The sequence below is a fragment of the Nocardioides okcheonensis genome (genome assembly GCF_020991065.1).
GTDB lineage: Bacteria > Actinomycetota > Actinomycetes > Propionibacteriales > Nocardioidaceae > Nocardioides > Nocardioides okcheonensis.
In genome coordinates, this window is sequence record NZ_CP087710.1 from 58,705 (window position 1) to 70,068 (window position 11,364).

An 11,364-nucleotide genomic window follows, 5' to 3' on the forward strand; every position below is an offset into this window, starting at 1 on the left:
GGCCCGGTCCGGGAGGGTCAGCCGGACCCGACCAGGTGTCGCGTCCACGACGGGTCGTAGTCGGGGTGCGTCCCGTAGGCGAAGAGGAGCATCCGCAGGTCGCGCCGGTCCGGCAACCGGCCGGAGTCCAGGGTCACGAGCATCTCGTCGACGACCGCCACCTGCGCGGGGAGGCCCGGCCGGTCCACGCCGGTGCCGCGTGCGTCGCGGTCCCACAACGCCTCGAGCTCCTCGGTCAGCCGGGCGACCAGGAAGTCGGCGAGCGTGACGTAGGTCCCGGTGTCGGCGGGTCGGGTGCTGCCGGTGGCGGTCATGGGGTCGGTTCCTTCCTGCTGCAAGGGGCAGGGGAACGGGGCGCCGGGCGCCTCGACCCGCTGCTCGATCGCGACAGCATGTGGTGGACTCCGCGTGCGAGGCACTCCGACTCATCACCACGAGGGTGAACCACGGTTGCGCGTCAGTGCCGGACTCGGACCGGCTTCCCCTCGGCACGCGGGACGTGTGGAGGTGTGCGTCGGACGATAGCGACCGCACGCGGACAACCACGACCTCGCGGGGTGTGAGACGTACGACAGCCCGCCAGCACGACGTCGAACCTCACCCGCGACCGCTGGCGGTGCGTACGCTGGCGACCATGGCCCCCACCACGTCCACGCCGCCGACCGCCGCCGGCGTCGACGACGCCTCGCTGAGGGGGCTCCGTCACTGGAACCTCGGCCTGACGGTGCTGCACGCGGCCCAGGCCGTCGCCGTCCTCGTGCTGGCCAGCGACTTCGCCATCACCGTGATCGCGTCCTACGCCCAGGGCCCGCCGGGCACCGCCCTGGCCGACCCCGAGTCCGTCGTCGACGTCAACGTCGGGTGGGCGATCGCGGCGTTCCTGACCCTCGCGGCCGTCGACCACCTCGTCACCGCGACCGTCGGTCGCCGCCGCTACGAGAGCGACCTGCGACGGGGGCTGAACGCGTTCCGCTGGGTCGAGTACTCGTTCAGCGCCACGATCATGATCGTCCTGATCGCCTTCTACAACGGCATCGTCGAGGTGTCGGCCGTCTTCGGGGTGATCGGCGCCAACGTCGCGATGATCCTGTTCGGGTGGCTCCAGGAGCTGATGAACCCGCCGGGTCGCACCTCCACGACCATGCTCCCGTTCTGGTTCGGGTGCGTGGCCGGCGCCGCGCCGTGGGTCGCCATCACCTGGAACCTCGTCGCCGCGCGCGAGGACGTGCCGGGCTTCGTGTTCGGGATCTTCGTGTCCCTGTTCGTCTTCTTCATGAGCTTCGCGCTCAACCAGTGGCTGCAGTACCGCGAGGTCGGCCGCTGGCGCAGCTACGCCTTCGGCGAGAAGAGCTACCTCGTGCTCAGCCTGGTCGCCAAGTCCGCCCTCGCCTGGCAGATCTTCGCGGGCTCGCTCGCCTGAACCGGGTCGTCGGGGGAGAGGCCGGGGCATCGGCATCGGGAGCCCGACCTCGTCGTCGCCGGCCGCACGACGTCGGCGACCTCGTCGACGGGTAGCCGTTCCCGGGCGCGGACTCGAGCGGAACCAGAGGTCGGTCAGCAGGCCGGCACGGTCGAGGTCGCGGCGACCGAGCGCCAGGTGAGGAAGGAGGCCCTGAGCGAGTACGTCGCCGAGGAGGTCAGCGCGAGGGTCGCGTCGCTGCCGGTCGTGGTCGTCCGACCCGAGACCGTGGTCGTGGCGCCCGAGCCGGTCCGGGTCCAGGCGTACCCCGTCGCGTAGGTGTCCGAGGTGGCCGTCCAGGTCAGCGTGACCGGGTTCGGCGCCCCTGAGCGGACCAGCACCGAGAACGCTGCGCCGTCCTTGCCGCTGGTGAGCGTCGCCGCGGAGGTCCCGGACGCGCCGACGCTCGCGTGCTCGCGGTCGACGATCCGGATCGTCGCCGGCTGCCCGCCGCCGCTGCCGTTGACGAACGCGCGGCTCGTGGTCGTCGCTGGCACGCTCACCGTGCTGGCGTAGTTGTCGACGGCGTAGCCCACCACGAGCCGGGTCGAGGCGTCGGTCGAGGTCGCGGACGGCGCGGTGAAGGTCGAGCTCGCGCCGTACTCGTTCATGCCGTGGGCGCCGATCGGCGAGGACTGGTTGACGCCGGAGTAGGCGACCATGGCGCCCGACGTCACGTCCGAGGCGTCGACGGAGAAGACGTACGACGACGGCTCGCTGCCGCCGGCCAGCTTCCAGGCCAGCACCGACTGGCTGTTCGCGGTGCCCCGCCGCAGGGCCGTCCACCCCGAGGGCAGACCCGGGGGGTTGGACTGGTCCACGTGGATCAGCACCGCCAGGAGCAGGTCGCCGGACACCACCCCCGCCGGCTTGGCCAACGTGAAGGAGGCGGTGCCGTCGCTCGCGTTCGTCGTCGCGGCCCGGAACGTCGGCACCGCCAGGGCGCACGAGCGGGACGCCGAGAACGCGCTCGGCGGGTCCAGGGTGTCGGCTCCCAGGCGGGAGCCGGGGTTGGCCGCGGTGTCGTGGAACGCCGCACCGGTGCCGTCGGCGAGCGCCAGCTGGCCCAGGGCGAGGACCGCCACGAGCCCGATGACCCACCTCATGGCGTGCTGCGTGCCTCCCAGACGAAGTCCAGCTCCAGCGACTGGCCCTGGGCCAGGTCGTTGTCCTTGAGCTGGTAGCTGATCTTGTAGGTGCGTGACGTCGTCGAGGACGGCGCCCACGAGCTGACCCCGGTCGCGTAGCTGCCGACGTTGGTCACGAAGTGGGCGGCGGTCCTGGTGGCGTCGAAGGTCGGCTGGCTGCCGTAGAGGGTCGAGGTCGGGGAGAAGTCGCTGCAGTTCTCCTGGCTGCCCGAGCCCTCCTGGACGGCGAGCTCGACGTACGACGCCAGCCCGGTGGCGTCCGGCACGACGTTGGCGTCGGCATCGGTGTACGCGCCGTACATCCTCACCGCGGTCGCGACGTTGCCGCTGTAGGTCACGACGATGCACTTCGACCCGGTCGTGCCGGGGACCATCGACGTGACGGCGAAGAGCGCGGTCCCGTTCTTGTTGTCGCTGAGGTCCACCTGGCCGGCCGTCCAGCTGGTGCCGGGGTTGGTGGTGGAGTCGGTGAACGCGGCGTACGAGGAGTGCCACACGAGGACACCGCTGACCAGGAAGCCCGAGGTCACCGCGACGGCGGTGTTGCGACGGCGGTTCCTGGCGCCGTGACGACTGTTCCGGGGCATGGGGATTTCCTGTCTGCGCGCTCATCTCACCCCGATGGGTGAGTCCCCCCGCACCCATGCAGTCGGCAGCCGGCAGCGAGTCCTGAGGAAAAACGGGACCTCCACCTCGTCCCGACGCCAGATCGGTGTGCCGTCCGCCTCAGCATCGAACGTCCGGGACCGATCGGGAGGGGTGACAACAGCCGTCCGGACCGAGGAGGTGGTCGGGAGTGGTCCTCGAGCCTCTCCGTGCCCTCGCCGCCGGTACGCTCGCCGCGCTGGTCGGCCTCTTCGCCTGGTCGGTGCTCCCGTTGCTGGCCGGCTACGACGCGACCGTGGTGCTCTCGGGCTCGATGGCGCCCGCGATCAGCCCCGGGGACGTCGTGCTGACCCTCCCCGTCGACACCGAGGACGTGCGGCCGGGCTGGGTCGTGCGGTTCGCCGACCCGGACTTCCCCGACCGGACCCTGCTGCACCGGGTGAGCACGGTGGCCGACGACGGCACGGTCGTGACGCGCGGCGACGCCAACGCGCTGGAGGACTCCACGCCCATGACCGCGAGCGAGATCACCGGGCTCGCCCGGATCCGGGTGCCCTACATCGGCATGCTGGTGATGTGGCGGGACACCGGCGAGCACCGCAGGCTCGCCCTCGGTCTCGTGGGGCTGTTGTCCCTGACCGCGCTGGCCACGGTGCGGACTCGTGCGACGGTGGCTCAGAGGGCGTAGAAGAGCTCGACCTCGGTGTGGGTCGCCTCGTCGGCGTGATTGTGCCCGGGGCCGTGCACGTCGAGCGCAGTCAGAGATGGGCGTCGAAGAAGGTGGCGAGCCGGTCGACCGCCTGGTCGACGTGCTCCGGGACGTCGTACAGGTCGTAGTGGCCGGCCCCCTCGACGACGAGGAGGTCGACCGGGCGGGGCGCCATCTCCCACAGCCTCATGCCGGTCTCGTAGGAACCGGTGCTTCCCCGCCTGCCGCCGACGATGACCTGCAGCGGCTGGGTGAGGAGCGGGTCGACGAGGTGGAAGGCGTCGTAGCCGAGCAGGAGCGCGTCGCTGCGCGTCAGGCGCCGGTTGGTGGAGTGGGCGCTGCCGCCGCGCGGGGTGCGGTAGTAGGTGACGGCCTGGCGGGTGTCGACGTCGTCGATCCCGGCCGCGTCCGCCTCGTCGAGGGTGTCCGGGAGCCACGCGGACCGGTCGAGGGTCCCGGTCACGACCTCCTGGGTCCGCGCCGCGGCGAGCCCGTCGAGCGCGGCCGCCGGGCCGTCGGGGGAGAGGCCGGGGCTGCGCCACGCGGCGCCCATGTCGGCCGCCACGACGGTGGCCAGCGCCCTGATGCGGTGGTCGGTGCGGGCCGTGTGGACGGCGTAGCCGCCGCCGGCGCAGATGCCCAGGGCGCCGATCCGCTCCGGGTCGATGCCGTCGACGGCGCCGAGGGCGTCGATGGCGTACGAGATGTCCTCGCCGCGACGGTAGGGGTCCTCGAGGTCTCGCGGCTCGCCGCCGCTCCGGCCCTGGTGGGCCGGGTCGAAGGTGAGGGCGGCGAGCCCCCGCTGCGCCAGCCGCGACGCGTAGGTGGCGCCGATCTGCTCCTTGACGCTGCTGCCGGGCGTCGAGAGCACGACGGCGCGCCGCGGCACGGCGGGGTCGTGGTCGGCCGGCAGGTGCAGGTCGGCGGCGAGCTCGAGGGGGCCGCGCGGGATGCGCAGGTGCTGGACCACGTGCGTCACGGCAGCACCGCCGTCGCCTCGACCTCGACGAGCACGTCGGGCTCGAAGAGCACCTCGACCCCGATGAGGGAGGCCGGGGGCATCGGCATGGGGAGCCCGACCTCGTCGGCGACGGACTGCACACCGGCCATGAGGGTCTCGATCCGGTCCGGCGTCCACCGGGCGACGTAGAAGGTGAGGCGGACCACGTCGGAGAACGAGGCGCCGGCGCCGGCCAGGCCGGTCGCGGTGTTGCGCAGCGCCTGCGCCACCTGCGCGGCGAGGTCGTCGGCGGCGACCGGCTCGTTGCCGACCTGGCCGACCTGGCCGGCGACGTGGACGTGGGTGGACCCGGTCGCCACGGCGACGTGGTGGTACGGGGCGTGCTGCAGCATGCCGTCCGGGCTGGTGAGGCGAGCGGTCACAAGAGTCTCCTGTCGTGGGGAATGCGGTATCCAAGTGATACCTGGTGTGCGAAGGGCACTTCAACTAGCCTTGGTGTCGTGGACGACACCTCCTCCGGCCGGATCGACATCACCCCCGCGCACCGCGAGGTCCTCGGGCAGGTCCTCGACACGTGGTCGGTCCTCGTCCTCGAGGAGCTCTGCGAGGCGCCGCGCAGGTTCAACCAGCTCCGGCGCCTGATCCCGGTGACGCAGAAGTCGCTGACCGCGACGCTCCGCCGGCTCGAGCGGAGCGGCTTCGTCGACCGCACCGTCATCAGCGACCGCCCGGTCGCGGTCGAGTACCGCATCACCCCGCTCGGCAAGACCCTGCGAGAGCCGATCGAGGCCCTCCTGAGGTGGAGCGACGAGCACGTCGAGGAGATCGAGCGGGCCCGCGCCCGCTTCGACGACGCCACGGGCGACCACGGCTAGACGATCCAGGCGTAGAAGCGTCCCGACACCTCGCGGACGAACACGGACCCGCAGGCGAGGCCCTGCCCCTCCGCGACCTGCTCGGGCCACTGCGAGCCGTCGAACGGAGCGGTGACCGCGGACGTCTCGCGCTCGTCGCACGCACCGCCGTCGAGCACGCCGCTGGTGCTGGTCCAGTCGTACATCTTGGCGTCGGGGTCCTCCGTCCCGGCGCGGACGGTGATGTCGCGTGCGTCCTGCGGCACGACGTCGGGGAGGACGAAGGCCAGGTCTCCGCTGGTGGGCGCGTCGGCCCGGCGGTCGAAGTGCCGGCTGTCGCGGTGGTCCGTCAGCCCGCCCCACAGCGCCGGTCCCGCGACGACCGCGAGGGCGGCCGCGACGGCGGCGACGAGCAGGAGGACGGGACGGGACGGGCGACGGCGGGTGTCCTGGACGTCGGGCACGGTCACGACCACCCGTCGACGAGGATCCGGGTCGCCGCGGCGACGAGCCCGTCGTCGGTCTCGGCGTCGGGGTCGTCGTGCGAGGTCATGACGACGACCACCCACGGCGCGCGTCCCGGCGGGCGGACCACGGCGACGTCGTTGCGGATGCCGTAGGACGCACTGCCGCTCTTGTCGCCGACCCGCCACGAGGCCGGCACGCCGGCCCGGACCAGCCCGGCGCCGGTGACGGCGTCGCCCAGCTCGTCGTCGAGCAGGCGCCGGTCCGTGCGGCCGAGCCCGTCACCGAGCGTGAGGCGCCGGACGGTGTCGGCCAGGGCCCGCGGGGTGCTGGTGTCGCGCACCTCTCCGGGCGCCCAGTCGTTGAGGTCGGGCTCGACGCGGTCGACCGAGGTCGTGGTGTCGCCGAGCTCGGCCAACCGGCTCTCGACCGCGCCCGGCCCGCCCACGAGCTCGAAGAGCACGTTGGCGGCGGTGTTGTCGCTGAGGGTGAGCGTGGCGTCGATGAGCTGGCGCACGGTCATCCCGTCCTCGACGAACATCTCGGTGACGGGGGAGTAGGGCACGAGGTCGTCCTCGGACCAGAACAGCCGCCGCTCGAGCTCGCGGCCCGAGAGCTGGTGGAGCGCGGTGGCCGCGAGCGGCACCTTGACGGTCGAGGCCATCGCGAACCGCTCGTCCGCGCGGTGGCCGAGCGTCCGGCCCGTGCCGGTGTCGATCGCCATCAGGCCGAGGCGGGCGTCGCGACGCCTCTCGAGCGCGGCGAGCCGGGACCGGACGCCCCGGTCGGAGGCCGGGGCCGCGGACGAGGCCCGCGCAGTGACGGCACGGCTCACGGCCTCGGCGTCGGCCGCGGGCGGTGCGTGCGCGCAGCCGGCGAGGCCGGCGGCGGTGGCGAGGGCGGACAGGGCGGCGAGGACGCCACGGGCGCGCGTGCGGGTGCTGGTGTGGTGCATGACGTGTTCCTTGTCGTTCGTGGGAGAGGGTCAGGCAGGGGTGGAGGTGGGGCCGGCGGAGGGGGCTCGCCGTCGCTCGTGGGCCACGACGAGGAGGACCATGGCGACGTTGGCGGCGACGAGGAGCAACAGCGACGCGTCACCGGTGTCCGCGGTCCGGTCGATGGTGGTGGTGCCCCCGTCGGAGAACAGGTTGCCGACGACGCCCGCGAGGACGTTGTTGACCACGTGGAAGGCGATCGGTGCCTCCATGCCCCCGCTGATCACGGCCGCCAGCGCGGTGCTGAGCCCGACGACCGCGAAGTAGGCCGCGAGCCAGGGGTCGGTCGACCCGTGCATCGCGGCGAAGACCAGCGCGGAGACCGTGATCCCGGCCGTGAGGGCGGGGGTCACGGCGCGCGACCAGCTGGCGACGGCCGGCATGAGGGCCGCGCGGTAGGTGAGCTCCTCGCCGATGGCCTGGAGCGGCGTGGTGAGCAGGGTGACGCACAGCAGGCCGACGGTGGTGCCGGTGACGGCGAAGCCGGACCAGCCCGTCGACTCCGGCGAGACCACCGCCGTGGCGCCGAGCGCGGCGCCGACCAGCACGACCGCGCCGAGGGCGTACGTCACCAGCCGCCGGCGGTCGAGGGTCCGTCGCGTCGACAGCAGCGCGCGCCACGGCACCCGCGCCATCCGTGCGGTCAGCAGCAGGGCCACCACCCCGGTGAGGCCGATGCTGGCGTTGACGGCCAGCGACTTGAGCGGCGTGAGGTCGGCGCCGAGCGGGTCGTCGCTGCCCTCGACCGCGCCGACCAGCAGCAGGGCGAGCACCTGGAGCACGAGGAGGGTGGCGGGCAGGGCGACGAGGAGGAGCAGCGGCTTCCACCAGGCCATCCGCAGGTGGGCGCCGAAGGGTCGCGCGTCGGGCCGGGAGCCCCCGGTCGGCGCGGGAGTGCCGGTCGCGGCCAGGCCGTCGTGCCTGGCTCCGGGCGTGGTCATGGGACACCTTTCCGAGAGGAGCGTCGTGCTCCGGCGTGCAGGGACGTCAGAGGCGGTCGAGGAGGCGGTCGAGGCGGCCGGCGATGTCCACGGCGAGGCCGCGGGGACGGTCGTGGGTGGTGAGCGCCATCCGCAGCGCGCCACCGTGGGTGACGACGCCGAGGATGCGTTCGCCCTGCACCTGCGTCGTCATCGTGGGGCCCCAGATCGCGACGACCGACGGCGCGGACCCGGCGGCGCCCAGGTTGGTGATCTCGAGGTCGGACGAGGTGGCCGCGAGCATCGCCGCCTCGGCCTCCGCGGCACTGGCGGGGTCGAGCGAGGCGAGGGCGAGCGCCGTGGCACGGGCGGCCCGCCGGCCGGCTCGCAGCTGCCCGGACGCGTCTCGCGCGAGGTCCCACGTCGTGGTGCCTGCGCCGGTCCCGAGCGTCACGGTCGTCGCGGTGAAGCGGTTGACGACGTCGTCCTCGAGGTCCAGCGCGCTGCGGAGGTCGATCGGGACGTTGAGGCGGACCGTGGTCCTCCCGGTGAGCTCGGCGAGCGACTCGGCGGCGGCTGCGCAGAGGACGCCCTGGACGGTCGCGTCGTGCTCGCGCGCCGCGGCGCGGAGCCGGGCGGTCCGCACGGCGCCGAGCTCGGCGCTCTCGACCCGCGGCGGCGTGCCGTCGAACGGCCGGGTCGACGCGGCCGGCGGCTGCGCCGCGCCGGTCGGACCCGGGTCGTCCCGGTCCTCCCGATCGTCCCGGTCGTCCCGGCCGGGCGGGGGCAGCTGCCGGAGGAGGGTCTCCTGGTCGAGCGGCACCGCCCGGGGTGCGCGGTGCTCGTCCTCGAGGTGGGCGACGAGGTCGCGGACGGCCAGCAGTGCGCCGCGTCCGTCCGAGACCTGGTGCGAGAACGTCAGCAGCACGACGGCGCCGCTGTCGCCGCCCGCGTCGGTGAGGAGGACCGCGCGGACGAGCGGGCCGCCGGCGAGGTCGATCGGACTGGTCTGCTCGTCCGCCGCCGCCGCACGCCAGTCGGGCTCGTGGACGCACCGTAGCGGGATCGACGCGCTCGCCGGGCGGAAGACGGGACGCCCGCCCGTACGGTCGACGCGGGCCGCGAGCAGGGGGTGCACGCGCTGCAGGTGGGCGAGCGCCTGCGCCAGGCGCGCGGCCGGGACCGGTGCGGCGAGCTCGAGGACGAGGGAGAACTGGACGGGGTTGCGGCTGGCGTAGAGGTCGATCACGTTCTCGAAGGCGCCCAGCTCGCGGAGCGCCGTCGAGGTCGCGCCGGTGTCGGTCGTGGTCATCAGAGGCTCCCGGTGGCGTGGAAGAGGTGGTCGGGGTCGTAGTGCGCCTTGACCGCGCGCAGGCGGTCGGCGTTGGGTCCGAAGACCTCGACGGTGCGCTCGCGCTCGTCGGGACCCAGCAGGTTGGGGTAGCCGCCCGGCAGCGGGTCGAGGGTGCGCGCCCAGTCGCGGTGTCGCTGGGGCGAGGGATCCCCGTCCTCCCAGACCGCGATCGACTCGACCATCAGGTGCGGGGCGCGGTTGCGGAACGCCGTGTCGTCCGGGCCGGGCCGCGTCGCTGCGCCGTGCAGGCTGTGCAGCGAGATCGCGGAGAGCGGCGAGGTCATGCGTCCCGCGGCGTCGCGGAGCGCCGCCTCGACCCCGCGGTCGAGCGCGGTCACCGTCCGCGTGCCGATGTGGACGTGGCGCCCGGGCGGGTAGAGGGCGTCGATCGCGGCGAGCTGGTCGACCTGGGTCGTCGGACCCACCTGCTCCACGAGCGGCGGTCCGACCTCGGTGAACCGCCTCAGCGCCCGGGCCCCTGCCTCCTCCTCGCCGCACCACGTCGGGGACGCGAACAGCGACAGCTCGCCGCCGGGAGGCGTCATGAAGCCTGCCTGGACCGTCAGCTCGTCGGGGGCGCGCAGGAGGTGGTCCTCGAGCGCCGGCAGGACGTCCATCGGGAACAGCAGCATCCCGGCGAGGATCGTCGGGACCCGGTGCAGCCGGACGCGCATCGAGGTGACCACGCCGAAGTTGGCCCCGCCCCCGCGCAGCGCCCAGAGGAGGTCGCGGTGGTGCTCGTCATCCGCGACGACCAGGGTGCCGTCGGCGAGGACGACCTCGGCGGAGAGCAGGTTGTCGGCGGCGAGCCCGAACCTCCCGCTGAGCGGCCCGTAGCCGCCGCCCGTCGTCAGACCGACCATCCCGACGGACCCAGCGGTGCCCGTCACCGCGACCAGCCCCGCCCGGTGCGCGACCGCGGCGACGTCGGCCGCCGTGGCACCGCCCGCCACCGTGGCGACCGCGGTCGCGGGGTCGACGTCCACCTGCCGCATCGGGGTCAGGTCGACCGTCAGCCCGCCGTCGGCGACGGCGCGCCCGGCCCAGTCGTGGCCACCTCCGCGGACCGCCAGCGGCAGTCCCTGCTCGCGTGCGGTCCGGACCGCCGCCTGCACGTCCGCCGTGCTGGTGCACCGGACGAGGAGCTTCGGTCGTGCGGTCACGGCGGCGTTCCACAGCGGCGCAGTGGGTGCTGGCGTCATCGGTTCCTCCACGTCGTCAGAGTATGAATTGATTGATCAGAGTCCAACTCTGGTGAGTGGAGGCGGCTAGGATCGGGCGTGTGACGGACCAGCCCCCGAGCCGGCGTGCCGAGTACGCCGAGGCCACCCGGGTCGCGATCGTGGAGGCGGCCCGGCGGCTCTTCTCGCGGCACGGCTTCGTCGGGACCAAGGTCGACGACATCGCCGCGGAGGCGCGCGTCGCCCCGGCCACGGTGTACGCCGTGGCCGGCGGCAAGCAGGGGCTGCTGCGGACGCTGGTCGACCAGTGGACGCAGGCGCCGGTCGTGGCCGAGACGCTGACGCGGCACCAGGCCATCGCCGACCCGGACGAGATCCTGCGCCAGACGGCGGCCACGGTGCGGTCGATGCGCGAGGACTACGGCGACATCATCCGACTGGTGCTGACCACCGCGCCGCAGCACGCCGAGGTCGCGCAGGCCCTGGAGGTCGCCACCACCCGCTACCGCGACGCGGTGCGGGCCGTGGCCGTGCGGCTGGGCGAGGTCGGGGGTCTGCGCGAGGGCCTGTCCGTCGACGAGGCGACCGACATCTTGTGGTTCTACTTCGGCTACTCCGGGTTCTTCACGCTCGTCGACGACAACCGCTGGACCTACGAGCGGTCCGAGCGCTGGCTGGCGGAGCAGGCCGGAGCCGCGCTCGGCTGAGCGGA

The 11,364-nt window shown here is 73.7% G+C and carries 14 protein-coding genes; 4 read left to right on the top strand and 10 right to left on the bottom strand.

Going from position 1 to position 11,364, the window contains the following annotated elements; genetic code table 11:
* Positions 1-17 precede the first annotated feature (17 nt).
* Complete coding sequence (locus LN652_RS00250) at positions 18-314, bottom strand: hypothetical protein (protein WP_230442723.1); 297 nt, start codon at positions 312-314, stop codon at positions 18-20.
* 320 nt (positions 315-634) lie between these two features.
* On the opposite strand from LN652_RS00250, the gene heR reads away from it, so the two are divergent.
* Positions 635-1,420: a heliorhodopsin HeR gene (heR, locus tag LN652_RS00255; RefSeq protein WP_230442724.1), complete on the top strand. Its 786-nt coding sequence runs from the start codon at positions 635-637 to the stop codon at positions 1,418-1,420.
* A gap of 134 nt (positions 1,421-1,554) precedes the next feature.
* Here heR and LN652_RS00260 read toward each other — a convergent pair whose 3' ends face one another.
* Both LN652_RS00260 and LN652_RS00265 read right to left on the bottom strand, forming a co-directional pair.
* Positions 1,555-2,565, bottom strand: a complete 1,011-nt coding sequence (locus LN652_RS00260; RefSeq protein WP_230442725.1) for a hypothetical protein — start codon at positions 2,563-2,565, stop codon at positions 1,555-1,557.
* Complete coding sequence (locus LN652_RS00265; RefSeq protein WP_230442726.1) at positions 2,562-3,194, bottom strand: hypothetical protein; 633 nt, start codon at positions 3,192-3,194, stop codon at positions 2,562-2,564. The genes LN652_RS00260 and LN652_RS00265 overlap by 4 nt, the downstream gene beginning before the upstream one ends.
* Before the next feature lie 209 nt (positions 3,195-3,403).
* Here LN652_RS00265 and LN652_RS00270 point away from each other — a divergent pair, with 209 nt between their 5' ends.
* The gene (locus LN652_RS00270; protein WP_230442727.1) at positions 3,404-3,901 is read left to right on the top strand and encodes a signal peptidase I; all 498 of its coding nucleotides are present in this window, start codon (positions 3,404-3,406) and stop codon (positions 3,899-3,901) included.
* Positions 3,902-3,971: 70 nt separating this feature from the next.
* On the opposite strand, the gene LN652_RS00275 is transcribed toward LN652_RS00270, so the two are convergent.
* Both LN652_RS00275 and LN652_RS00280 read right to left on the bottom strand, forming a co-directional pair.
* Positions 3,972-4,901, bottom strand: coding sequence for an alpha/beta hydrolase (locus tag LN652_RS00275; RefSeq protein WP_230442728.1), 930 nt, complete (start codon positions 4,899-4,901; stop codon positions 3,972-3,974).
* Positions 4,898-5,305, bottom strand: coding sequence for a RidA family protein (locus tag LN652_RS00280; RefSeq protein WP_230442729.1), 408 nt, complete (start codon positions 5,303-5,305; stop codon positions 4,898-4,900). Before LN652_RS00280 ends, LN652_RS00275 begins: the two co-directional genes overlap by 4 nt.
* Before the next feature lie 78 nt (positions 5,306-5,383).
* Here LN652_RS00280 and LN652_RS00285 point away from each other — a divergent pair, with 78 nt between their 5' ends.
* Positions 5,384-5,758 carry a winged helix-turn-helix transcriptional regulator gene (locus LN652_RS00285; RefSeq protein ID WP_230442730.1) on the top strand — a complete coding sequence of 125 codons (375 nt, stop codon included), beginning with the start codon at positions 5,384-5,386 and terminating at the stop codon, positions 5,756-5,758.
* On the opposite strand, the gene LN652_RS00290 is transcribed toward LN652_RS00285, so the two are convergent.
* From LN652_RS00290 to LN652_RS00310, 5 genes are read right to left on the bottom strand one after another with little or no spacing between them, the layout of a single operon-like run.
* Complete coding sequence (locus LN652_RS00290) at positions 5,755-6,207, bottom strand: hypothetical protein (protein WP_230442731.1); 453 nt, start codon at positions 6,205-6,207, stop codon at positions 5,755-5,757. The two genes, LN652_RS00285 and LN652_RS00290, sit on opposite strands and share 4 nt — an antisense overlap.
* The gene (gene bla / locus LN652_RS00295) at positions 6,204-7,157 is read right to left on the bottom strand and encodes a class A beta-lactamase (RefSeq protein ID WP_268932210.1); all 954 of its coding nucleotides are present in this window, start codon (positions 7,155-7,157) and stop codon (positions 6,204-6,206) included. Before bla ends, LN652_RS00290 begins: the two co-directional genes overlap by 4 nt.
* A gap of 30 nt (positions 7,158-7,187) precedes the next feature.
* The gene (locus LN652_RS00300) at positions 7,188-8,138 is read right to left on the bottom strand and encodes a CPBP family intramembrane glutamic endopeptidase (protein ID WP_268932211.1); all 951 of its coding nucleotides are present in this window, start codon (positions 8,136-8,138) and stop codon (positions 7,188-7,190) included.
* A gap of 46 nt (positions 8,139-8,184) precedes the next feature.
* Complete coding sequence (locus LN652_RS00305) at positions 8,185-9,429, bottom strand: hypothetical protein (RefSeq protein WP_230442732.1); 1,245 nt, start codon at positions 9,427-9,429, stop codon at positions 8,185-8,187.
* Positions 9,429-10,634, bottom strand: coding sequence for an FAD-binding oxidoreductase (locus tag LN652_RS00310; RefSeq protein WP_230442733.1), 1,206 nt, complete (start codon positions 10,632-10,634; stop codon positions 9,429-9,431). Before LN652_RS00310 ends, LN652_RS00305 begins: the two co-directional genes overlap by 1 nt.
* A 119-nt stretch (positions 10,635-10,753) precedes the next feature.
* Between LN652_RS00310 and LN652_RS00315 the strand changes: the two genes are divergently transcribed.
* A complete protein-coding gene (locus LN652_RS00315) occupies positions 10,754-11,359 on the top strand; it encodes a TetR/AcrR family transcriptional regulator (protein ID WP_230442734.1) in 606 nt (201 codons plus the stop codon).
* Positions 11,360-11,364: the final 5 nt, after the last annotated feature.

Bases quoted from the DNA above. Each gene is read 5' to 3' on its own strand.
- LN652_RS00250 (WP_230442723.1), bottom strand. From the start codon at position 314: ATGACCGCCACCGGCAGCACCCGACCCGCCGACACCGGGACCTACGTC.
- heR (WP_230442724.1), top strand. From the start codon at position 635: ATGGCCCCCACCACGTCCACGCCGCCGACCGCCGCCGGCGTCGACGAC.
- LN652_RS00260 (WP_230442725.1), bottom strand. From the start codon at position 2,565: ATGAGGTGGGTCATCGGGCTCGTGGCGGTCCTCGCCCTGGGCCAGCTG.
- LN652_RS00265 (WP_230442726.1), bottom strand. From the start codon at position 3,194: ATGCCCCGGAACAGTCGTCACGGCGCCAGGAACCGCCGTCGCAACACC.
- bla (WP_268932210.1), bottom strand. From the start codon at position 7,157: ATGCACCACACCAGCACCCGCACGCGCGCCCGTGGCGTCCTCGCCGCC.
- LN652_RS00300 (WP_268932211.1), bottom strand. From the start codon at position 8,138: ATGACCACGCCCGGAGCCAGGCACGACGGCCTGGCCGCGACCGGCACT.
- LN652_RS00305 (WP_230442732.1), bottom strand. From the start codon at position 9,429: ATGACCACGACCGACACCGGCGCGACCTCGACGGCGCTCCGCGAGCTG.